The following is a 22,027-nucleotide window of genomic DNA, read 5'->3' as shown; positions in this document are numbered from 1 at the left end:
GCTTCGCGTCCGGCCCTCCGGCTCGGACGGCGGGACCGCAATCGTGCGCAGGTGACACCAATCGATGATCACGGGCCTTCTCAAGAAAGTCTTCGGCAGCCGTAACGAGCGGCTGATCAAACAATATCGACGGACAGTCGAGCGGATCAACGCGCTGGAGCCGAAGTTCGAAGCGCTGTCGGACGACGAGCTGCGCGGCATGACCGAACAGTTCCGCCAGCGCCACGCCGGCGGCGAATCGCTCGAGTCGCTGTTGCCCGAAGCCTTCGCGGTCTGCCGCGAGGCCAGCAAGCGCGTGATGAAGATGCGCCATTTCGACGTGCAGCTGATCGGCGGCATGGTGCTGAACGACAACAAGATCGCGGAGATGCGTACCGGCGAGGGCAAGACGCTGACCGCGACGCTGGCGGTCTACCTGAACGCGCTGACCGGCAAGGGCGTGCACGTGGTCACGGTCAACGACTACCTGGCGCAGCGCGATGCCGAGTGGATGGGCCGGCTGTACAACTTCCTCGGGTTGTCGGTCGGCGTCAACCTGTCGCAGATGCCGCACGACCAGAAGCAGGCGGCCTACAACAGCGACATCACCTACGGCACCAACAACGAATTCGGCTTCGACTACCTGCGCGACAACATGGTCTACGACCCGGGTCAGCGCGTGCAGCGGCCGTTGCACTATGCGATCGTCGACGAGGTCGACTCGATCCTGATCGACGAGGCGCGCACCCCGCTGATCATCTCGGGGCAGGCGGAGAACCATACCGACCTGTACCAGCGCATGAACGGCATCCCGAAGCTGCTCGAGCGCCAGATCGGCGAGGAGAAGGCGGACGGCACCGGCGTCGAGAAGCCGGGCGACTACTACGTCGACGAGAAGGCGCACCAGGTTTACCTGACGGAGGCGGGCCACGAGAAGGCCGAGCAGATCATGGCGCAGCTGGGCCTGATCGGCGAGGGCGAGTCGCTGTACGCGCCGCAGAACATCACGCTGATGCACCATCTGTACGCCGCGCTGCGCGCGCACAGCCTGTTCCATCGCGACCAGCACTACGTGGTGCAGAACGACGAGGTCGTCATCGTCGACGAATTCACCGGCCGCCTGATGACGGGCCGCCGCTGGTCCGACGGCCTGCACCAGGCGGTCGAGGCCAAGGAAGGCGTCACCATCCAGCAGGAAAACCAGACGCTGGCGACGATCACCTTCCAGAACTACTTCCGGATGTACGAGAAGCTGGCCGGCATGACCGGTACGGCCGACACCGAAGCCTATGAATTCCAGGAGATCTACGGCCTGGAAGTGGTCGTGATCCCGACCAACAAGCCGACCCAGCGCAAGGACTTCCAGGATCAGATCTTCAAGACGTCCAAGGAGCGCTACGACGCCGTGGTCCGCGATATCCGCGAATGCTACGAGCGCGGGCAGCCGGTGCTGGTGGGCACCACGTCGATCGAGACCTCGGAATACCTGTCGGACCTGCTGAACAAGGAAAAGCTGCCGCACCAGGTGCTCAACGCCAAGCAGCACGCGCGCGAGGCGGAGATCGTCGCGCAGGCGGGCCGGCCGCAGATGATCACGATCGCCACCAACATGGCGGGCCGCGGTACCGACATCGTGCTGGGCGGCAACGTCGAGAAGCAGGCCGGCTTCATCGAGGCCGATGCCAGCCTGTCGGCCGAGGACAAGGCCTCGCGCATCGCGCAGCTGAAGTCCGAATGGCAATCGCTGCACGAGCAGGTCAAGGCCGCGGGCGGCCTGCATATCGTCGGCACCGAGCGCCACGAATCGCGCCGGATCGACAACCAGCTGCGCGGCCGCGCCGGCCGCCAGGGCGACCCGGGGTCGTCGCGCTTCTATCTGTCGCTGGACGACCAGCTGCTGCGCATCTTCGCCGGCGACCGCGTGCGCGCGATCATGGACCGCCTGAAGATGCCCGAGGGCGAACCGATCGAAGCCGGCATCGTCACGCGCTCGATCGAATCGGCGCAGCGCAAGGTCGAGGGCCGCAACTTCGATATCCGCAAGCAGCTGCTGCAGTACGACGACGTCGCCAACGACCAGCGCAAGGAAATCTACAAGCTGCGCAACGAGGTGCTCGAAGCGCAGGACGTCGGCGAGATGATCAAGAGCCTGCGCGAGGGCGTGCTGGTCGATCTGTTCCGCGAGTACGTGCCGGCCGAATCAATGGAAGAGCAGTGGGACATCGACGGCCTGGAGAAGCGCCTGCGCGACGATTTCGGCCTGGAGCTGCCGCTGGCGCAGACCATCGAGAACGCGCAGAGCATCGAGGACGAGGAACTGCTGCAGATGATCGTCTCGGCCGCGGCCGAGCGCTACGAGGCCAAGGTCGCGCAGGTCGGCCGCGAGGCCTTTGCCGGCTTCGAGCGCTCCGTGATGCTGCAGAGCATCGACACGCACTGGCGCGAGCACCTGGCCGCGCTGGACCACCTGCGCCAGGGCATCCATCTGCGCGGCTATGCGCAGAAGGATCCGAAGCAGGAGTACAAGCGCGAGTCGTTCGAGCTGTTCGCGCGGCTGCTGGACGTGATCAAGAGCGAGGTCACCCGCGTCGTCTTCAACGTCCAGATCCAGTCGCCGGAAGAACTCGAGCACGCCTCCGAGCAGATCGAGGACGATCTGTCGCATCTGGGCAATGTGCGATACCAGCATGACGAGTTCGGCGGCGCCGGTCCCGACACCGGCGAGCGCGCGATTGCCGCCGCGGCACGCGGCGCGCGCGACGACAGCGAAGTGGCGACCATGCCCCGCGTCGGCCGCAACGATCCGTGCCCGTGCGGCTCGGGCAAGAAGTTCAAGCAGTGCCACGGCAGGCTGAGCTGAGCCGGCCGCAAGACACTGGCACTGGGTATCGCATCGAAGCAAGGAATCGAACATGGCCGTCAACTTGCCGCTGCCGCAGGCAGAGAATCTGAAACCGGTCGCCGGCGTCGAGCTCGGCTGGGCTGAAGCGGGCATCCGCAAGGCCAACCGCAAGGACGTGCTGGTGGTGCGCCTGGCCGAAGGCAGCACCGTGGCAGGCGTCTTCACGCGCAACCGCTTCTGCGCCGCGCCGGTGCAGGTCTGCCGCGAGCATCTGGCGGCAGGCCGCGGCATCCGCGCGCTGGTGATCAATACGGGCAACGCCAATGCCGGCACCGGCGAGCCGGGTCTGGCCAACGCACGCGCGACCTGCGACGCGGTCGCCGCGGCGCTGTGCATCGGCGCCGACCAGGTGCTGCCGTTCTCGACCGGCGTGATTCTCGAGCCGCTGCCGATGGAGCGCCTGCTGGCCGGCGTGCCGAAGGCGATCGAGAGCGCGCGCGAGGACAACTGGCTGGCCGCGGCCGAATCGATCATGACCACCGACACGCAGCCGAAGGCCGCGTCGCGGACGGTGACGATCGGCGGCAAGACCGTCACGCTGACCGGCATCAGCAAGGGCGCCGGCATGATCCGTCCCAATATGGCGACGATGCTGGGCTTCATCGCCACCGATGCGGCCGTGGCGCAGCCGGTGCTGCAGGCGCTGGTGTCGCACGCGGCCGACCACTCGTTCAACAGCATCACGATCGACGGCGATACCTCGACCAACGATTCGTTCGTGCTGATCGCCACCGGCCGCGCCGGCGCGCCCGCGATCGAGCGTGCCGACGGTGCCGAGTTCGAGGCGCTGCGCGATGCAGTGACGTCGCTGGCGCAGGAGCTGGCGCAGATGATCGTGCGCGACGGCGAAGGCGCGACCAAGCTGATGACGATCCAGGTCGAGGGCGGACGCGATGTCGCCGAGTGCCGCCAGATCGCCTACGCGGTCGCCCACTCGCCGCTGGTCAAGACCGCGTTCTACGCGTCCGATCCCAATCTGGGCCGGATCCTGGCCGCGGTCGGCTATGCCGGTGTCGACGATCTCGATGTCGGCGGCGTCAACCTGTGGCTCGACGATGTCTGGGTCGCCAGGGACGGCGGCCGGCACCCCGACTACCGCGAGGAAGACGGCCAGCGCGTGATGAAGCAGGCCGAGATCACGGTGCGCATCGCGCTGGGCCGCGGCAATGCCACGGCCACGGTCTGGACCTGCGACCTGTCGCACGATTACGTATCGATCAACGCGGACTATCGTTCCTGATCGTTGCCCGACGATGCCTTGCCGCCTGGCGAGGCATCGCCGGCGATGGCGGCCCGGCATCGGGCCACCGCCATCCCCTCGCTGTTCCGCTTCTCCCATCCCCCGCCTCTCCGGATTGCCGCCATGTCCGATCTCGCCTCCCGTCTCGACCAATTTCTCGCCCGGCTCGAACAGTGGCTGCCGCCGCAGCTGACCGAGGCGGACTGGCAACAGGCCGTCGCCTTCCGCTGGCGCAAGCGGCAGAGCCTGTTCGGCAATATCGGCTATCTGCAGGCGATCCGCCAGCTGCCGCCGATCCATCTGGACGACCTGAAGAACATCGAGCGCCAGAAGGACGCGATCGTCGCCAACACGCGCCAGTTCGTGCACAGGCTGCCGGCCAACAACGTGCTGCTGACCGGCGCGCGCGGCACCGGCAAGTCGTCGCTGATCAAGGCCTGCCTGAACGCCTTCGTGGACGAGGGGCTGCGCCTGGTCGAAGTCGACAAGGCCGACCTGGGCGACCTCGGCGATATCGTCGAGCAACTGACGCAGCGGCCGGAGCGCTTCGTGATCTTCTGCGACGACCTGTCGTTCGAGGACGGCGAATCGGGCTACAAGTCGCTGAAGTCGGCGCTCGACGGCTCGGTCGCCGCGCAGTCGGACAACGTGCTGGTCTATGCGACGTCGAACCGCCGCCATCTGCTGCCGGAGTACATGAAGGACAACGAGACCTACCAGCACACCGCGGATGGCGAAATCCATCCCGGCGAGGTGGTCGAGGAAAAGATCTCGCTGTCCGAGCGCTTCGGCCTGTGGCTGTCGTTCTATCCGCCGAAGCAGGACGAATACCTGAATATCGTCGCGCACTGGCTGCGCCAGTTCGGCTGCAACGATGACGATATCGCCGCCGCGCGCGGCGATGCGCTGGTCTGGGCGCTGGAGCGCGGCTCGCGCTCCGGGCGCGTCGCGTGGCAGTTCGCGCGCGACTGGGGCGGCAAGCATGGCAAGCCTTACGGGGGACATCCGGGCGCGCACCAGGGCGAGCCGGCATGAGCGGCGGACGCAAGGTCACCGAGGTCGCGGTCGGCGTGCTGGTACGGCCGGACGGCCGCTTCCTGCTGGCGCAGCGGCCGGCCGGCAAGCCCTACGAGGGCTACTGGGAGTTTCCCGGCGGCAAGCTCGAAGCCGGCGAATCGGTCGAAGCGGCGCTGGCGCGCGAGCTGCACGAGGAACTGGGCCTGGACATCACGGCCTCGACGCGCTGGCACGTGCTCGAGCACGATTACCCGCACGCCTATGTGCGGCTGCACTTCTGCAAGGTCACCGGCTGGACCGGCGAGCCGGTCGGGCGCGAAGGCCAGGCGTTCTCGTGGGAGCGGGTGCCCGTTACCGTCGGCCCGCTGCTGCCGGCGACGATTCCGGTGGTCCAGTGGTTGGGTGAGGAGGCGGCCTGAGGGCTGCCGCCGTGCGCGCGCGGGCGCTCAGTCCTCGTTCCGGTCCTGCTCGTCCTCGGTCGGATCGGCCGGCTTGCCGCCGATCACGTATTTCTCCGAGGCCCAGGCACCCAGGTCGATCTGCTTGCAACGTTCGGAACAGAAGGGGCGGAACTTGTTTTCCGGCGCCCAAACGACGTCCTTGCCACAGGTCGGGCATTTGACTACGGATGGCATGGCAAATCAGAAGTTGCAGAGTTTGAGCAGGAAGGGGATGTCGGCGTCGACCGAGCGCGGTCGCATGTCGCCGTCCTGCTGGGTGAAGCGCACCCACAGCATGTACTTGTTGGCGCTCATCTCCGGGATGAAGGCCAGCAGCGAATCGTCGAGCAGCACCTGCATCAGCTGGTAGCTGCGGCCGGACAGCATCTGCTGATAGCTGCCGCCGGTGGCGATCACCTTGCCGCTCTGTCCGGATTCGCGCAGCAGCTTCAGCACCGCATCGGTACCCACGCGCAGCGGAATCAGCGGACGCACCCACTTCAGGATGTCGGCGCGCCGCTCCTCGGCGGGCCGATGCTGCCAGGCGTAGTACGAGGGCAGGTCGAACTCGCAGGTGCCGCCGGGAATGATCGCGCGGCTGCGGATGCTGGTCAGCCACTCGTTGTCGGTCAGCAGCTGGCCCGCCTTGCCGACGGTCTGGTTCAGCTGCGCGATGGCCTGCTCGAGCTCGCCGATCACCGCGTCGAGCGTCTGCTGGTCGATCTGCGGGCTCGAACGCAGCGCGCTCAGCGCCTGGCGCTGGCGGTCCAGTTCCTTGATCAGATCGGTCTTCAGGTCGGCGCGGCCAGCGACGTCGATGATCTCGAACAGCGTGGTCAGCGCGACATGATGCTGCAGCGCATGTTCCTGTCCGAGAAAGTAATCCAGCCGATCGAACAGGTCCTCCAGACGCAGGAGTGTCCTGATGCGTTCGTTGAAAGGATATTCGTACAGAATCAAGGGGAAGTCCGTGCAGCGCGGCGTCGGCCAGCTTGCCGGCCCGGTGCTGGATTCGACAGACGAATCGGCTCAGGCTGGCGCGCGAGGCGATCGGTACAGAATGCATGCGAAGCTCGCATGCGGCCGTATGCATGCACTTGGCAGCATATTCCAACGCATTCTATGCGAGACAGCGCGCAAGGACAATGAAACGCCGCCGATGGTGGCCTCGGCGGCGCCTGACGGAAAGTGCGCTTGCACGCCGGCGTGGCTAGCGCGCGGCGGGTTTGGCGGACAGCGGCTGCATCGCACGATAGCGGCGATCGAGCGTCTCGACCTGCGGCGGCAATGCCTCGACCGGGCCATCGTTGTCGATCACGTCGTCGGCGACGGCCAGCCGTTGCGCGCGTGTGGCCTGCCTCGCCATGATGGCCTCGACCTGCTCGCGCGAGAAGCCGTTGCGCGCCATTACGCGGGCGATCTGCGTCGCTTCGCTGCAATCGACCACCAGCACGCGATCGACGCGCTCGCGCCAGCGGCCCGATTCGACCAGCAGCGGCACGACGTGGATCAGATAGGGATGGGCGCCGTCCGTGCGGATCCGGGCGGCCCGCTGTTCGGTGACCTCGCGGATCAGCGGATGCGTGATCGCCTCGAGCCGGGCCTTGGCGGTTGGATCGGAGAAGACCAGCGCGCGCATCGCGTCGCGGTCCATCGCGCCGTCGGCGCGCAGACACTTGGGGCCGAAGGCCTCGACCAGCGCGGGTATTGCCGCGCCGCCGGGCGCGGTGATCTCGTGCGCGATCAGGTCGGTATCGATCAGCGCGGCGCCGCGCTCGGCAAACAGATCGGCGACGCGGCTCTTGCCGGAGCCGATGCCCCCGGTCAATCCGATTTCCAGCATAAGTCTCCAGGGTCAGTGGGTCTGCATCGCGCCCGCTTCGATGGCAATGTCCGGCGCCAATGACGGCAGCAGCCAGTCGGCACCGGCGAACAGCACCAGCAGTCCGGCGCCGGCAATGAACGGCCCGAACGGGAACGGCGTATCGCGATCGTGGCGGCGCAGTGCGATCTTGGCAAGACCGTACACCAGGCCAACCACCGACGACACCAGCACCAGCGCAGGCAGCGCCTGCCAGCCGAACCAGCCGCCGAGCGCGGCCATCAGCTTGAAGTCGCCATAGCCCATGCCCTCCTTGCCGCGCAGCAGCTTGAACAGCCAATAGGTGGTCCACAACAGCAGATAGCCGGCGGCCGCGCCAATCACCGCATCGCCGATCGGCGCGAACAGGCCGGTCAGGTTCAGCAGCAGGCCGAGCCACAGCAGCGGCTGCGTGATCTGATCCGGCAGCAGTTGCGTGTCGGCATCGATCAGCGCCAGCGACAGCAGCGACCAGATCAGCACCAGCGCGGCCAGCGCCTGCCAGGTGGGCCCGAAATGCCAGGCCGCCAGCGCGCACAGTGCCGCGCTGATCAGCTCGACGGCGGGATAGCGCAGGCCGATCGGCTTGCCGCAGGCCGAGCAGCGGCCGCGCAGCAACAGATAGCCGAGCACCGGGATGTTCTCCCACGGGGCGATCGCATGGCCGCAGTGCGGGCACGACGAGCGCGGCACCACGAGGTCGTAGCGATCGGGGTAGGGCACGGGCTCGTGGCGCAGCGCCGCCAGATAGTTCGCCTCCTCGCGTTCCATCATGCGCGGCAGCCGATGCACCACCACGTTGAGGAAGCTGCCGACCACCAGACCGAGCAGCGCGGCCGCGCTCAGCAGGAACCACGGCGGCAGCGCGGCCAGTGCGGCAATGGTCCAGGTACCAGCGGGCATGGCCGCGTTCCAGTTCGACAGGAAGCCTTGCATCTCAGACCACCTGGGCGAGCTTGAAGATCGGCAGATACATCGCGATCACCAGCGCGCCGATCAGCACGCCCAGCACCACGACGATCAGCGGCTCGACCATGCCGGCGACCGCGGCGACGCCCTCGTCGACCTCGCGCTCGCAGCATTGCGCGACATGGAGCAGCATCGTGTCGAGCGCGCCCGATTCCTCGCCGATGCGCGTCATCTGCAGCGCCATCGGGTCGAACGCGGCACTGGCGCGCATTGCCGTCGCCAGGCTGGCGCCGCAACGCACCGCGCGTTCGATCTGCCGCGTGGCATCGCGGTACACACGATTGCCGGCGGCTCCCGCGACCAGCGCCATGGCCTCGACCAGCGGCGTGCCCGCGGCGGACAGCGTCGCCAGCGTGCGCGTCCAGCGTGCCACCGCCGCCTTGCGCAGCAGCGGACCGGCCAGCGGCAACCGCAGCACCGCGCGATCGCGCGCATGGCGCAGCGCAGCCGAGCGCCGCAGCGCGTGCCGCAGGCCCAGCCACGCCAGCGGCGGCAGCAACAACAGCAGCTGCCAGTTGGCAACCAGGCCATCCGACACCGCGATCACGAATTGCGTGGGTCCGGGCAGTTCGGCGCCGGCGCCGAAGCCGACGAAGACCTGCTTGAAGGCGGGAATGACGAACAGCATCAGGATCGTCGTCACGGCGGCGGCGACCGCCAGCACCACCAGCGGATAGCGCAGCGCGGCGCGTACCTGGCCACGCAGCGCGATCTCCTGTTGCTGATGGACGCACAGCCTGTCGAGCATGCCGCCCAGCGCGCCGCTGTGCTCGCCGGCTTCGACCAGGCTGCAGTACAGCGCGTCGAACGTGCGGGGATGGCGGCGCATGGCCTGCGCCATGCCGCTGCCGCCCTCGATGTCGGCGCGCAATTGCGCCAGCAGGCGGCGCCACGCCGGGTCGCCATGGCCGCGCGCGATGATGTCCAGCGCCGGCAGCAGCGGCACGCTGGCGCCCAGCAGCGTCGACAGTTGGCGGGTGAAGCGCGCGATGTCCTCGGCATGGAATCGGGGTGGCGCGATGACGCGCGCCATGGCCCTGAGGCGGACGGCGGCGCGCGGTGCCGGCGCCGCCATGGTGGACCCGGATGGCATGATCGTTCGGTCGATCTTCGTGATGGATTGTCGTTATGGATTGGTCGTCGCCAGCACCTCGGCCAGCGAGGTCGTGCCCGCCCTGACCTTGAGCAGCCCCGCCTCGCGCAACGATAGCACGCCCTCGCGGCGCGCCTGCTGGGCCAGCGCACGGGCACTGCCCCGCGACAGGATGATGTTCTGCATCGCGTCGGAGACCGGCATCACCTGATGGATGCCGCAACGCCCGCGATAACCGCTGCCGCGGCAGGCGGCGCAGCCGACCGGCTGGCAGGGCTGCCAGTCGCCGTCGAGCAGCGTGTCCGCGAAACCGGCCTCGCGCAGCGCGGACAGCGGCACCGGGACCGGACGTTTGCAGGCGCACAGCATGCGGGCCAGCCGCTGCGCGGTGATCACCAGCACGCTGGCGGCCAGGTGAAAGGGCGCGACGCCAAGCTGCGCGAGCCGTGTCAGCGTGCCCGGCGCATCGTTGGTGTGCAGCGTCGACAGGACCAGATGGCCGGTCTGCGCCGCCTTGACCGCGACATCGGCGGTTTCGGCATCGCGGATCTCGCCGACCATGATCACGTCCGGGTCCTGCCGCAGCAACGCGCGCAGCACGGTGGGGAAGTTCAGGCCGATCTTGTCGTGGATATTGACCTGGTTGATGCCGGCCAGCTGGATCTCGGCCGGGTCCTCGGCCGTCGAGATATTGCGCTCGTGCTGGTTCAGCAGATTCAGGAAGGCGTACAGCGAAACGGTCTTGCCGCTGCCGGTCGGACCGGTGACCAGCACCATGCCGTGCGGACGGCGCAGCCGCTCGAGCAGCACGGCCAGCTGCGTCGGCTCGAGGCCCAGGCTGTCCATATCGAGCCGCACGCTGGACGCGGCCAGCATGCGCAGCACGATCTTTTCGCCGAACAGCGTCGGCAGCGTCGATACGCGCAGATCGACCGCGCGGCCGGCGGCCCCGTCAGGCGTCGCCTCGCCGTCGCGCCGCGGCACCACGAACCGCATGCGGCCATCCTGCGGTACACGCTTCTCGGCGATGTCCAGCCGCGCCAGCACCTTGATCCGCGTCGCGATGCGATCGCGAATGTCCAGCGGCGGACGGGCGACCTCGTGCAGCTGCCCATCGATGCGAAAGCGCACGCGATAGAAGCCTTCGTACGGCTCGAAGTGCAGGTCCGAGGCGCCGCGCCGGCAGGCCTCGGCCAGCAGCCTGTGGACGAAGCGCACGACCGGCGCGTCGTCGGCCGACGGCATGGCGGGGTCGTATTCGATCGGCGCATCGATCGGCGCATCGATCGGCGCATCGGACGGCGCATCGGACGGGGAGGTCACGGCGATCATGGCGGGCGGGGCGCAGTGGAGGAGTGGCCCAGTGTGCGATGCGCGGGCAGGGAGGGGAATGCGCCCAGTCTCAAATGGGAAGCGCCGGCCAAAGCCAAAACGACCAAAACAAAAGGGCCGTGCATCGCTGCACGGCCCTTTCGGAAAAACTGGTCGGGGTGAGAGGATTCGAACCTCCGGCCTCTACGTCCCGAACGTAGCGCTCTACCAGGCTAAGCTACACCCCGTTTTCTGTTCCCCGCCGCGTCAGGACTGACGTTGCAGCGAGAAAGCACATAACTTTATCAGCGTTTCCTTCAGTTGTGAAGAGGGAAATTGCATTGCCGCGCGTTCGGCCGCATCGGCCTCGCGTTTTGCGGCCTCGAAGGTCGCATCCAGGGCCCCGCATTGATGGATGGCCGAGAACACCGCGTCGAAGTGTTCGGTGCCGCCCTGGACGATCGCCTCGCGCGCCAGCGCGCGTTGCTCGGCGCTGCCATGCTCCATCAGATGCAGCAGCGGCAGCGTCGGCTTGCCCTCGCGCAGGTCGTCGCCGGCGTTCTTGCCCATCTGCTCGGCGCTGGCGGTGTAGTCGAGCATGTCGTCGATCAGCTGGAAGGCGGTGCCGATGCGGCGGCCGTATTCGGCGGCCGCCTCTTCCATCGCCGCGTCGGCACCCGCCAGCACCGCGCCAAGCTGGGCCGAGGCCTCGAACAGCTTGGCGGTCTTGTAGCGGATCACCTGCAGATAGCGCTCCACCGTGACGTCGGGGTCGTGCATGTTCAGCAGCTGCAGCACCTCGCCCTCGGCGATCACGTTGGTCGCGTCCGACAGGATCTGCATGATGCGCATGCTGCCGGCGTCGACCATCATCTGGAACGCGCGCGAATAGAGAAAGTCGCCGACCAGCACGCTGGCGGCATTGCCGAACACCGCGTTGGCGGTCTGGCGGCCGCGCCGCAGCTCGGATTCGTCGACCACGTCGTCGTGCAGCAGCGTGGCGGTGTGGATGAATTCCACCACCGCGGCCAGTTCGTGATGGCGATGTCCGTCATAGCCCAGCGCGCGTGCGGACAGCAGCAGGATCACGGGGCGCAGGCGCTTGCCGCCCGCGCCGATGATGTATTCGCCGATCTGTTCGATCAGGGGCACTTCGGAAGACAGGCGCTGCCGGATGACTGCATCGACGGCGCGCATGTCGGCAGCGACCGGAGCGAGCAAGGCAGAAGCGGAAGACTCGGACAAGATGATCACCGTTACGCAGAACGAGCGATTATATGCGATGGCCGTGTCCAGATGGCCCGGATGGCACCTCGTGCGCGCGAGCGCGCGGCGCGTTCGCCGGCGGATACCGGCTTGCGGGCCGGGGCGGGACCGGCGCCTATAATGCCGCCATGAACAAGCCCGCCGCTCCCGATGGCCATGGCCGCCGCCCCTCCCGCCGCCTCGCGTGGTGGGTCGCGTTCGCCGCGTTGGCCGGATTTCTGCTCGCCGAGGCGACCTGAGGGGCCACTGCATTAAGTGCGCTGCCCGTCTCTGCGGGCCTATGTGTTTGTTTTCTTTGCACTTTTCCCGCTGCTCGTATAGAATGCCAAGTTTCCTCCGGCTGAACTGCTGTTGTTGCGTCCGTGCCGGCGGGAGATAACCGGGCCGAAAGCGCGTTGCATGGCCGCTTCGCCTAGCCGCGAAGCCGCGCCAGCGCTGGCTTTTGGGCGTTTATTCACATCGAGAGGTTCGACAATGTACGCGGTCGTAAAAACCGGCGGCAAGCAATACAAGGTTGCTGCTGGCGAAAAACTGAAAGTAGAACAGATACCGGCAGACATTGGCGCAGAAATCACGCTCGACCAAGTGCTCGCAGTGGGCGCTGGCGACCAGATCAAGTTTGGTACGCCGCTGGTCAGCGGGGCTTCCGTCAAAGCTACCGTTATCTCCCAGGGTCGTCACGACAAGGTGAAGATCTTCAAGATGCGCCGTCGCAAGCATTACCAGAAGCGCCAAGGCCATCGCCAGAATTACACCGAACTGCGCATCGAAGCGATCGTTGCCTGAGTCCCCGCGGACCGCAACGACAGCAAATCGGTGACATCCAGGTAAAGCGACAGGAGTTAAGTCATGGCACAGAAAAAAGGCGGCGGTTCCACACGGAACGGCCGCGATTCCGAATCGAAGCGTCTGGGCGTGAAGGTGTTTGGTGGCCAGGCCATCAACGCCGGCGGCATCATCGTCCGCCAGCGCGGTACCCGTGTGCATGCCGGCGAGAACGTCGGCGTGGGCAAGGACCACACCCTCTTCGCCCTGGTTGACGGCCACGTGAAGTTCGCCGTCAAGGGCGCTGCCAAGAAGCAGCAGGTCAGCGTCGTTCCGGCAGCCTGACCACTGCCTTGCAGCACGAAGGCCCCGCAACCCTTGCGGGGCTTTTTCTTTTCTGGCGACAATGTCGAACGTCGCCCGCCGCCGGCAGCGCCTGACAAGGTCTTTCGACGCGGCACGCTCCAGCACGGATCACCATCATGAAGTTCATCGACGAAGCCCGAATCGAAGTCATTGCCGGCAATGGGGGCAATGGCAGCGCGTCGTTCCGGCGCGAGAAGTTTGTGCCGTTCGGCGGGCCGGACGGCGGCGATGGCGGCCGTGGCGGCAGCGTCTACGCGGTGGCCGATCGCAACATCAACACGCTGATCGATTTCCGCTACGCCAAGAAGCATGTCGCCCGCAATGGCGAAAACGGCCGCGGCTCCGACTGCTACGGCGCGGCCGGCGACGACGTGACCCTGCGCATGCCGGTCGGCACGCTGATCACCGACATGGACAGCGGCGAGGTCATCGCCGATCTGACCGAGCACGGCCAGAAGGTGTGCCTGGCCGAGGGCGGCATGGGCGGCTGGGGCAATCTGCATTTCAAGTCCAGTACCAACCGTGCGCCGCGCCAGCAGGTCGACGGCAAGCCGGGCGAGCGCCGCATGCTGAAGCTCGAACTGAAGGTGCTGGCCGACGTCGGCCTGCTGGGCATGCCCAATGCGGGCAAGTCGACCTTCATCTCGCACGTGTCCAATGCGCGGCCCAAGGTCGCGGACTATCCGTTCACCACGCTGCATCCGAATCTCGGCGTGGTACGGGTCGACCACGAGCAATCGTTCGTGATCGCCGATATTCCGGGGCTGATCGAAGGCGCCGCCGAGGGCGCCGGGCTGGGACATCAGTTCCTGCGCCATCTGCAGCGCACTGGGCTGCTGCTGCATATCGTCGATCTGGCACCGTTCGACGAATCGGTCGATCCGGTCGCCGAGGCGCGCGCCATCGTCAACGAGCTGAAGAAGTACGACGCCGAGCTGTACGAGAAGCCGCGCTGGCTGGTGCTGAACAAGCTCGACATGGTTCCCGAGGACGAGCGCGAGGCGCGCGTCAAGGACTTCATCAAGCGCTACAAGTGGAAGGGACCGGTGTTCCGCATCTCGGCGCTGACCGGCGAGGGCTGCCGCGAGCTGGTCTACGCGATCAAGGACCATCTGGCCGCGCTGAAGGCCGAGGAGGCCGCGGCGCTGGCCGAGCCGGACGTGCGTCTGGACGAACGGCTGCACAACGTCGATCGCGACGAACGACAAGGCTGATCGCCTCGCCGGAATTCTGTCCCGGATCTTTGCCCGGCACGACCCTACTTCAGGAGACACAGTTGCCCACCCAATCGGTCATCGCGCAGGCCCGGCGCATCGTCGTCAAGGTCGGATCGAGCCTCGTCACCAACGACGGCAAGGGGCTGGACCACGATGCCATCGCCCGCTGGGCGGCGCAGATCGCCAGGCTGCGTACCGCCGGCAAGGAAGTCGTGCTGGTCAGCTCGGGCGCGATCGCCGAGGGCATGCAGCGGCTGGGATGGGTGCGCCGTCCGCGCGAGATTCATGAGTTGCAGGCCGCGGCCGCGGTCGGCCAGATGGGGTTGGCCCAGGTCTACGAGAGCCAGTTCGGCCGCTATGGCATCCGCACCGCGCAGGTGCTGCTGACCCATGCCGACCTGGCCGACCGCGAGCGCTACCTGAATGCGCGCTCGACGCTGCTGACGCTGCTCGGCCTGGGCGTGGTGCCGATCATCAACGAGAACGACACGGTCGTCACCGACGAAATCAAGTTCGGCGACAACGATACGCTGGGCGCGCTGGTCACCAACCTGATCGAGGGCGATGCGCTGGTGATCCTGACCGACCAGCGCGGCCTCTACACCGCCGATCCGCGCAAGGATCCGGCCGCCGAGTTCGTGCACGAGGCGCTGGCCGGCACGCCGCAGCTCGAGGCGATGGCCGGCGGTGCCGGCACCGCGATCGGCCGCGGCGGCATGCTGACCAAGATCCTGGCGGCCAAGCGCGCGGCCAAGTCGGGCGCCCATACGGTGATCGCGTCCGGACGCGAGGCCGACGTGCTCGCGCGTCTGGCCGGCGGCGAGGCGATCGGCACGCAGCTGCTGGCGCCGACCGGGCGGCTGACCGCGCGCAAGCAATGGATGGCCGACCATCTGCAGCTGCGCGGGCGCGTCGTCATCGATGCCGGCGCGGTCGACAAGCTGACCGCGGGCGGCAAGTCGCTGCTGCCGATCGGCGTGGTGGAAGTGCAGGGCGAGTTCGCGCGCGGCGAGGTCATCGCCTGCGTCGATGCGCAGGGGCGCGAGGTGGCACGTGGCCTCACCAACTACTCGAGCGCCGAGGCGCGCCTGATCGCCCGCAAGCCGTCATCGGAAATCGAAGCGGTGCTCGGCCATCTGAACGAGCCCGAGCTGATCCACCGGGACAACCTCGTACTCGTCTGAGCGGACGCAAGAAGGCCGGCGATGGCAATCCGCCGCCGCCGGCCTTCATCGTAGTCTGTCGATACCCCTTACTGGTACGCGCCCTGCCGGGCCACGCCGTCGCGGATCGCGCGCACGATGTCCTCGGTCTTGCCCGCCACCGCGCGGCCGTCGCAAAGATATTCGGACGCCAGCGTCGCCGCATAGCTGTTGCGCACGCTGGTGCTCATCGTCCGCCATTGCTCGGCGCCCGCGCTCTGGTTCGGCACCCAGGTCTTGCTGCCGGGCGGCATGGTGGCGAACAGCTTGCGCTGGAACACGTCGCAGCGCACCCCTTCGTAGCTGATGTTGCGCACGCCCGTCGGGCTGGTGATCACCGCGGTGTAGCGCACCGCGCCGTCCTCGCCGACCACGATCGACTTGGCGTCCACCGCGAACGACAGGCGCCCCGTGGTGCTGACGTCAAACGGCAGCAGATCGGCGTCGGCCGGCGGCGGCGGCAGCTTGGTCGCGGCCTCCTGAAAGCCCTTGGAGGCGAGCCGGTCGAGCAGGAAGACCGGTTCCTCGGCCTCTTCCGCTTCGAGCTGGGCGGCGCGCTTGGGCGTCTCGGTGCTGGTCGAACAGGCGCTCACCAGGGCGAGCGCGAACAGCGTGGCAAGCCCGGCAGCCAGACCGTTGAGGGTCGCGCTGCCGGTGTGGCGTCGGCCGAAGCCGGCGGGTTTAGTCATCAGTGCTCCGCGTTTGCACGCAGACCGGCGCTTCCGGCTGCGTCAGGGTAGGGGACGGCTGGCTGGCGGCCGGCGTATTGCCCGGGGCTTGCCGGCCCGCGCGCTGGCCGCCGGCGCGGCCGGCGTTGCCGTGGGTCCCGGCATGGTGGTTGCCGTAGGGACTGAGCGGCGCCCGCTGGCCGCGATGCAGAAAGCGCGACAGCTCCGTCAGCGCCATCTGGTAGACCTCGCGCTTGAATTCGATCACCGCATCGAGCGGCACCCAGTACTGGCTCCAGCGCCAGGCGTCGAATTCCGGGTGGTCGGTGGCGCGCAGGCAGATATCGCAATCGCGCGCCGCCATCCGCAGCAGGAACCAGATCTGTTTCTGCCCCTTGTAATGCCCGCGAATCTCGCGGCGTATGAACTTGTCCGGCACCTCGTAACGCAGCCAGTCGCGCGTGCGACCGACGATCCTGACGTGCTCGGGCAGCAGTCCGACCTCTTCATGCAGTTCGCGGTACATCGCCTGTTCCGGCGTCTCGCCGTATTTGATGCCGCCTTGGGGAAACTGCCAAGAATGTTCGCCGATTCGCTTGCCCCAGAACACCTCGTTCCGTGCGTTGATGAGGATGATGCCGACGTTCGGGCGGAAGCCTTCACGATCGAGCATGACTGCACCTCGAATCCTTTAGAATTACGTCGATTATAAAGGAAGCGCGGGGTCCGTCCGGACCGGTCCGGCGTGCTGGTTTTCCCCGACGAAATGCGCCGTTTCAGGCGCCTTTCGCCGGCCCAGACACCGTGTCGCGACCGTGTTCCTGGCGGCGTTTTCTGACGCTGTCCTCGACCCTGTCGCACCCCTTGCCCTTTTCCCATCGATCCGCGCCGCGTGCGCCGTCCCAACCTGCTGTCCCAACCGAAAGCCACGGATGAAAGCTTCGCAATTCTTCATTTCCACTCTCAAGGAAGCCCCCGCCGACGCGGAGATCGTCTCGCACAAGCTAATGATGCGCGCCGGCATGATCAAGAAGCTGGGTGCCGGCATCTATAGCTATATGCCAACCGGCCTGCGCGTGATCCGCAAGATCGAGCGGATCGTCCGTGAGGAGATGAACCGCGCCGGCGCCGTCGAACTGCTGATGCCGTTCGTGCAGCCGGCCGAGCTGTGGCAGGAGACCGGCCGCTGGGACAAGATGGGCCCGGAGCTGCTGCGCCTGAAGGATCGCCATGAGCGCGACTTCGTGCTGCAGCCGACTTCGGAGGAGGTCGTCACCGACATCGTCCGCACCGAGATCCGCAGCTACAAGCAGCTGCCGCTGAACCTGTACCAGATCCAGACCAAGTTCCGCGACGAGCGCCGGCCGCGCTTCGGCATCATGCGCGGGCGCGAGTTCACGATGAAGGACGCCTATTCGTTCGACCGCGACGAGGAAGGCATGAAGGTGTCGTACCGCCAGATGTACGACGCCTATATCCGCATCTTCCAGCGCTTCGGCCTGGAGTTCCGCGCGGTGGCGGCCGACAACGGCGCGATCGGCGGCTCGGGCTCGCACGAGTTTCACGTGATCGCCGATACCGGCGAGGACGCGATCGTCTACTGCCCCGAGTCTGACTACGCCGCGAACATGGAGGCGGCCGAGGCGCTGCCGCTGCTGGCCGAACGCGCGCCCGCGCGCGAGGCGCTGACGCGCACGCCGACGCCGGGCAAGGCCAAGTGCGAGGACGTCGCCGAGCTGCTGGGCATCCCGCTGGAACGCACCGTCAAATCGATCGTGCTGGCGACCGAGGGTCCTGCCGGCGAGCCCGCGCAGATCTGGCTGCTGCTGCTGCGCGGCGACCACGACCTGAACGAGATCAAGGCGTCGAAGGTGCCGGGCCTGGCCGAGTTCCGCTTCGCCACCGAGGCGGAGATCGTCGCGACCTTCGGCACGCCGCCCGGCTATCTGGGCCCGATCGGTGCCAAGGCGCCGATCCGCGTGGTGGCCGACCGCACCGTGGCCAACATGAGCGACTTCGTCTGCGGCGCCAACGAGCGCGACTATCACCTGACCGGCGTCAACTGGGGCCGGGACCTGCCCGAGCCGCTCGTGGCGGACCTGCGCAACGTGGTCGAAGGCGACGCCTCGCCCGACGGCAAGGGGCGGCTGGCGATCTGCCGCGGCATCGAGGTCGGCCACGTGTTCATGCTGGGCACGCGCTATTCGGCCGCGATGAACGCGACCTTCCTCGACGAGAACGGCAAGACCCAGCCGATGCAGATGGGCTGCTACGGCATCGGCGTGACCCGCATCGTCGGCGCGGCGATCGAGCAGAACTACGACGAGCGCGGCATCATCTGGCCCGCGGCGATCGCGCCGTTCGAGGTGGTGGTGTGTCCGGTCGGCTACGACCGCTCGGAAGCGGTCAAGGCCGAGGCCGACCGCATCCATGCCGAGTTGCTGGCGGCCGGCGTCGACGCGATCCTGGACGACCGCGGCGAGCGCCCCGGCGTGATGTTCGCCGACTGGGAACTGATCGGCGTGCCGCATCGCGTGGTGGTCGGCGACCGCGGCCTGAAGGAAGGCCAGGTCGAGTACCAGGGCCGGCGCGACGCCGAGGCGAGCCGCGTGGCGGTGGCCGACATCGTCGGGCATGTCCGCAAGCTGCTGGCCAGCTGACGCCATGCTCACGCCGCGATGCGCCGCCATCGCGGCGCTGCTGTCCGCGCTGGCGTTGCTGACCGCGCCGCCCGCGCACGCCGGCGCCCAGCGCGAGGAGCAGCTGGCCGACGCCGTGCGCGGCGCGCTGGCCGCGGCGATTGCCGACGCGCGTCCCGCCCGGCCGGTGTTTGTCTCCGCCGGCGAGCGCGAGGCCTATCTGCGCTGGGTCGCCGAGATGTCGCGCCGCCTCGAGCGGCGCATTCCCGAGCCGCCGCTCCGCACCGAGCTGGTCGAGACCGTCTACTACGAAGCCAGGCGGGCCGGACTCGAGCCGGCGCTGGTGCTGGGGCTGATCCAGGTCGAGAGCAACTTCCGCAAGTACGCGATCAGCACGGCGGGCGCGCGCGGCCTGATGCAGGTGATGCCGTTCTGGGCGCGCACCATCGGCGACGGCGACGCGCGCAAGCTGTTCCATCTGCAGAGCAATCTGCGCTACGGCTGCACGATCCTGCGCCACTACCTGGACCGCGAGTCCGGCGACCTGTTCCTCGCGCTCGGCCGCTACAACGGCAGCCGGGGCCGCGCCGAATACCCGAACGCGGTGCTGGCCGCATGGAGGCGCTGGCAAGAGGCCGAGGCCGCGGTGACGGTGGCGAACACTGCCGCCCCTGCCGCGTTCCCATCCACCCGCCTGTCCGATCCGTCATGACCTCCCGCCCGCATCCGCAGGCCGGCAAGGCCGGCTACGCCACCTCGTCGCCCGAACTGGAACGCTGGCTGGCCCGGCATATCGCGCAAGGCTTCGGCGCCGACGCGCTGGTGCGGTCGATGTGCCAGTCCGGCTACGATGCGGCCTTCGCCCGCGCCACGGTGCAGGCGGCCCTTGCCGGATCCGGGGAGCGCGGCGCACGGCCGGGGCATTCGCCATCGCCGGGCGCCAGGCCGAAGGCCGCCACGGACCTCACGACGAGCGCCGCGCGCGACGGTGCGGCCCCCGCGGCCGCGGCGATCACGGCCCCCAACGCGCTGCCCGCCGGCGATGGCCGCGACGTGCCGGTGCTGTTCGCGATGGAATCGCCGCGCATCGCGCTGTTCCAGCGGCTGCTGATGCCGGACGAATGCGAGGCGCTGATCGCGCTGTCCCGGGGCCGGCTGGCGCGCTCGCCTGTGGTCAATCCCGATACCGGCGACGAGAACCTGATCGATGCGCGCACCAGCATGGGCGCGATGTTCCAGGTCGGCGAGCATCCGCTGATCGAGCGGCTCGAGGCGCGCATCGCCGCGGTGACCGGTGTGCCGGTCGAGCAAGGGGAAGGACTGCAGATCCTGAACTACAAGCCCGGCGCCGAGTACCAGCCGCACTACGACTACTTCAATCCGCAGCGCCCGGGCGAGGCGCGCCAGTTGCGCGTCGGCGGGCAGCGGATGGCGACGCTGGTGATCTACCTGAACGACGTCCCGGCCGGCGGCGCGACCGCGTTTCCGAAACTGGGTTTGCGCGTCAATCCGGTACAGGGCAATGCGGTGTTCTTCGCCTATCTCGGCGAGGACGGCGCGCTCGACGAACGCACGCTGCACGCCGGGCTGCCGGTCGAGCAGGGGGAGAAGTGGATCGCCACCAAGTGGCTGCGCGAGGCGCCGTATCGCGGGGAAGGCTGACCCGCCGCCGGCCGGCGGCGTCTGGCTTCGCGCTGCGCCGAGCCGCCCCCCATCTGTGCCGAACCGGCAAGCAGCACTGTGCCGGGCTTTACCGGTGAATCTGTACCGGTACTGTATAGGGTTGCCGCGCTAGACTGCCGCTTCCCCTGTATTCAAGGAGTTGCCATGGCACTGTCGGAACTGGCGGCGGGCTCTGCCGTGTTTGCCGCGTTCGGCGGCTTCGTGCTGGTGTCGTCGATCACGCCCGGACCGAACAACACGATGGTGCTGGCCTCCGGCGTCAATTTCGGTTTCGCGCGCACCATTCCCCATCTGCTCGGCATCAGCAGCGGCTTCGCCGTGATGATCGCGCTGATCGCGCTCGGCCTGGGCTCGCTGTTTACCGCCGTGCCGTGGACCTGGCCGCTGCTGCGCGTGGCGGCCACCGCGTACCTGGTCTACCTCGCCTGGAAGCTGGCCATCGCCGGCCGCGTGCAGGACCGGCAGGTGACCAGGCCGATGAGCTTCCTGCAGGCGGCCGCGTTCCAGTGGGTCAATCCGAAGGCCTGGGTGATGGCGGTGGGCGCGTGCAGCGCCTATGTGCTGCATCCGAATGTCTGGCTCAACGTGCTGCTGCTGCTGGCCAGCCTGTCGGCGATCATCAATCTGCCAAGCGTGGCGGTGTGGGCGGTGTTCGGCGCGTCGCTGCGCCGCTGGCTGGCGAGGCCGCGCGTGCTGCGCGTGTTCAACGTGACGATGGCGCTGCTGCTGCTCGGCTCGCTGTGGCCGATCCTGGCGGCCGGACACTGAAAGCAGGCGCGTCCGGCCGGGACGGGGAAGGGGCGGGGAAGAAAGGCGGGTGCCTCAGTCCTTCAGCGCGCGGATGGTGCCGAGGTTGCGCCAGTAGCCCTTGGCATCCATGCCGCAGCCGAATACATAACGGTCGGGCACCGTGAAGCCGCAGAAGTCGGGGTGCATCGGCTTGGCCTTGGCCAGCGTCTTTTCGCACAGCACCGCGGCGTAGAACTCCCGCGCACCCATGTCCATGATGCGCTGGCGGATCGCCGCCATGGTCTCGCCCTCGTCGAGGATGTCGTCGAGCACCAGCACGGTCCGGTCCTTGACCGACTCGCGCGGCGCCACGCGCCATTGCATCTCGCCGCCGACCGTCTTGTTGTTGTAGCGGGACAGGTGGATGTAGTCGAACTCGAGCGGGAATTCGAGCTTGGGCAGCAGCATGCCGGTGAACACCACGGCGCCGCCCATCACCGACAGCACCAGCGGGAAGCGGTCTCCCATCTTGTCGGCGATCTCGCGCGCCATGCGGTCCAGCGATTGCTGCACGTCCTGCGCGCTGACGATTTCCTCGGAGTTGGCCCACAGTTCGCGGGCCTGTTCGGCAGTCATCATGGTGTTCGGTCCTGATTCTGGTGTTCTCTTGCGGGCAGGGT

General features: G+C 67.7%; 22 protein-coding genes and 1 tRNA gene. 12 read left to right on the top strand and 11 right to left on the bottom strand.

Annotated features, from left to right (window positions below):
• Positions 1-64: 64 nt before the first annotated feature.
• The 4 genes from secA (at position 65) to FOB47_RS23085 (ending at position 5,557) form a co-directional block, all read left to right on the top strand.
• The gene (gene secA, locus FOB47_RS23100; RefSeq protein WP_053822563.1) at positions 65-2,839 is read left to right on the top strand and encodes a preprotein translocase subunit SecA; all 2,775 of its coding nucleotides are present in this window, start codon (positions 65-67) and stop codon (positions 2,837-2,839) included.
• Positions 2,840-2,891: 52 nt separating this feature from the next.
• Positions 2,892-4,121: a bifunctional glutamate N-acetyltransferase/amino-acid acetyltransferase ArgJ gene (gene argJ / locus FOB47_RS23095; protein WP_174782188.1), complete on the top strand. Its 1,230-nt coding sequence runs from the start codon at positions 2,892-2,894 to the stop codon at positions 4,119-4,121.
• A gap of 123 nt (positions 4,122-4,244) precedes the next feature.
• Positions 4,245-5,156, top strand: coding sequence for an ATP-binding protein (locus tag FOB47_RS23090; RefSeq protein ID WP_053823207.1), 912 nt, complete (start codon positions 4,245-4,247; stop codon positions 5,154-5,156).
• Positions 5,153-5,557, top strand: a complete 405-nt coding sequence (locus FOB47_RS23085; protein ID WP_053822561.1) for an NUDIX domain-containing protein — start codon at positions 5,153-5,155, stop codon at positions 5,555-5,557. The genes FOB47_RS23090 and FOB47_RS23085 overlap by 4 nt, the downstream gene beginning before the upstream one ends.
• A 27-nt stretch (positions 5,558-5,584) precedes the next feature.
• On the opposite strand, the gene FOB47_RS23080 is transcribed toward FOB47_RS23085, so the two are convergent.
• From FOB47_RS23080 to ispB, 8 genes are all read right to left on the bottom strand, one after another.
• Positions 5,585-5,773: a DNA gyrase inhibitor YacG gene (locus FOB47_RS23080; RefSeq protein WP_053822560.1), complete on the bottom strand. Its 189-nt coding sequence runs from the start codon at positions 5,771-5,773 to the stop codon at positions 5,585-5,587.
• Positions 5,774-5,779: 6 nt separating this feature from the next.
• On the bottom strand, positions 5,780-6,538 hold the full coding sequence (zapD, locus tag FOB47_RS23075) for a cell division protein ZapD (protein WP_006578256.1): 759 nt from the start codon (positions 6,536-6,538) through the stop codon (positions 5,780-5,782).
• A 250-nt stretch (positions 6,539-6,788) separates the two neighbouring features.
• Complete coding sequence (gene coaE, locus FOB47_RS23070; protein ID WP_174782187.1) at positions 6,789-7,421, bottom strand: dephospho-CoA kinase; 633 nt, start codon at positions 7,419-7,421, stop codon at positions 6,789-6,791.
• 12 nt (positions 7,422-7,433) lie between these two features.
• A complete protein-coding gene (locus FOB47_RS23065; RefSeq protein WP_276512689.1) occupies positions 7,434-8,375 on the bottom strand; it encodes a prepilin peptidase in 942 nt (313 codons plus the stop codon).
• Position 8,376: 1 nt separating this feature from the next.
• A complete protein-coding gene (locus FOB47_RS23060) occupies positions 8,377-9,501 on the bottom strand; it encodes a type II secretion system F family protein (protein WP_174782186.1) in 1,125 nt (374 codons plus the stop codon).
• Between the two features lie 33 nt (positions 9,502-9,534).
• The gene (locus FOB47_RS23055; RefSeq protein WP_174782185.1) at positions 9,535-10,833 is read right to left on the bottom strand and encodes a GspE/PulE family protein; all 1,299 of its coding nucleotides are present in this window, start codon (positions 10,831-10,833) and stop codon (positions 9,535-9,537) included.
• 150 nt (positions 10,834-10,983) lie between these two features.
• Positions 10,984-11,060 (bottom strand) — tRNA-Pro (locus tag FOB47_RS23050).
• A gap of 19 nt (positions 11,061-11,079) precedes the next feature.
• Positions 11,080-12,009 (bottom strand): octaprenyl diphosphate synthase, encoded by a 930-nt coding sequence (gene ispB / locus FOB47_RS23045; RefSeq protein ID WP_053822557.1) that lies wholly within the window; start codon positions 12,007-12,009, stop codon positions 11,080-11,082.
• Between the two features lie 543 nt (positions 12,010-12,552).
• Between ispB and rplU the strand changes: the two genes are divergently transcribed.
• The 4 genes from rplU to proB all read left to right on the top strand — a co-directional run bounded on the left by rplU (position 12,553) and on the right by proB (position 15,610).
• Positions 12,553-12,864: a 50S ribosomal protein L21 gene (gene rplU / locus FOB47_RS23040; protein ID WP_006576525.1), complete on the top strand. Its 312-nt coding sequence runs from the start codon at positions 12,553-12,555 to the stop codon at positions 12,862-12,864.
• A gap of 63 nt (positions 12,865-12,927) precedes the next feature.
• Positions 12,928-13,188, top strand: coding sequence for a 50S ribosomal protein L27 (gene rpmA, locus FOB47_RS23035; RefSeq protein WP_053822556.1), 261 nt, complete (start codon positions 12,928-12,930; stop codon positions 13,186-13,188).
• 137 nt (positions 13,189-13,325) lie between these two features.
• The gene (obgE, locus tag FOB47_RS23030) at positions 13,326-14,423 is read left to right on the top strand and encodes a GTPase ObgE (protein ID WP_053822555.1); all 1,098 of its coding nucleotides are present in this window, start codon (positions 13,326-13,328) and stop codon (positions 14,421-14,423) included.
• A gap of 62 nt (positions 14,424-14,485) precedes the next feature.
• A complete protein-coding gene (gene proB, locus FOB47_RS23025) occupies positions 14,486-15,610 on the top strand; it encodes a glutamate 5-kinase (protein WP_053822554.1) in 1,125 nt (374 codons plus the stop codon).
• A 68-nt stretch (positions 15,611-15,678) separates the two neighbouring features.
• On the opposite strand, the gene FOB47_RS23020 is transcribed toward proB, so the two are convergent.
• Both FOB47_RS23020 and FOB47_RS23015 read right to left on the bottom strand, forming a co-directional pair.
• A complete protein-coding gene (locus FOB47_RS23020; protein ID WP_244959368.1) occupies positions 15,679-16,317 on the bottom strand; it encodes a CNP1-like family protein in 639 nt (212 codons plus the stop codon).
• Complete coding sequence (locus FOB47_RS23015; RefSeq protein WP_151023206.1) at positions 16,310-16,969, bottom strand: RNA pyrophosphohydrolase; 660 nt, start codon at positions 16,967-16,969, stop codon at positions 16,310-16,312. The genes FOB47_RS23020 and FOB47_RS23015 overlap by 8 nt, the downstream gene beginning before the upstream one ends.
• Positions 16,970-17,228: 259 nt before the next feature.
• On the opposite strand from FOB47_RS23015, the gene FOB47_RS23010 reads away from it, so the two are divergent.
• The 4 genes from FOB47_RS23010 (at position 17,229) to FOB47_RS22995 (ending at position 21,386) form a co-directional block, all read left to right on the top strand.
• Positions 17,229-18,956 (top strand): proline--tRNA ligase, encoded by a 1,728-nt coding sequence (locus FOB47_RS23010; protein ID WP_053822553.1) that lies wholly within the window; start codon positions 17,229-17,231, stop codon positions 18,954-18,956.
• A 4-nt stretch (positions 18,957-18,960) separates the two neighbouring features.
• Positions 18,961-19,647 (top strand): lytic transglycosylase domain-containing protein, encoded by a 687-nt coding sequence (locus tag FOB47_RS23005; protein WP_174782184.1) that lies wholly within the window; start codon positions 18,961-18,963, stop codon positions 19,645-19,647.
• A complete protein-coding gene (locus tag FOB47_RS23000) occupies positions 19,644-20,597 on the top strand; it encodes a 2OG-Fe(II) oxygenase (protein ID WP_151023208.1) in 954 nt (317 codons plus the stop codon). Before FOB47_RS23005 ends, FOB47_RS23000 begins: the two co-directional genes overlap by 4 nt.
• Positions 20,598-20,762: 165 nt before the next feature.
• Positions 20,763-21,386, top strand: coding sequence for a LysE family translocator (locus tag FOB47_RS22995; RefSeq protein WP_174782183.1), 624 nt, complete (start codon positions 20,763-20,765; stop codon positions 21,384-21,386).
• 54 nt (positions 21,387-21,440) lie between these two features.
• On the opposite strand, the gene FOB47_RS22990 is transcribed toward FOB47_RS22995, so the two are convergent.
• Positions 21,441-21,986, bottom strand: coding sequence for a hypoxanthine-guanine phosphoribosyltransferase (locus tag FOB47_RS22990; protein ID WP_174782182.1), 546 nt, complete (start codon positions 21,984-21,986; stop codon positions 21,441-21,443).
• Positions 21,987-22,027: the final 41 nt, after the last annotated feature.

It is taken from the genome of Cupriavidus gilardii (genome assembly GCF_013347325.1).
Lineage (GTDB): Bacteria > Pseudomonadota > Gammaproteobacteria > Burkholderiales > Burkholderiaceae > Cupriavidus > Cupriavidus gilardii.
The sequence above is the reverse complement of the archived record's forward strand: the minus strand, read 5'-3'. Positions and strand labels throughout refer to the sequence as shown.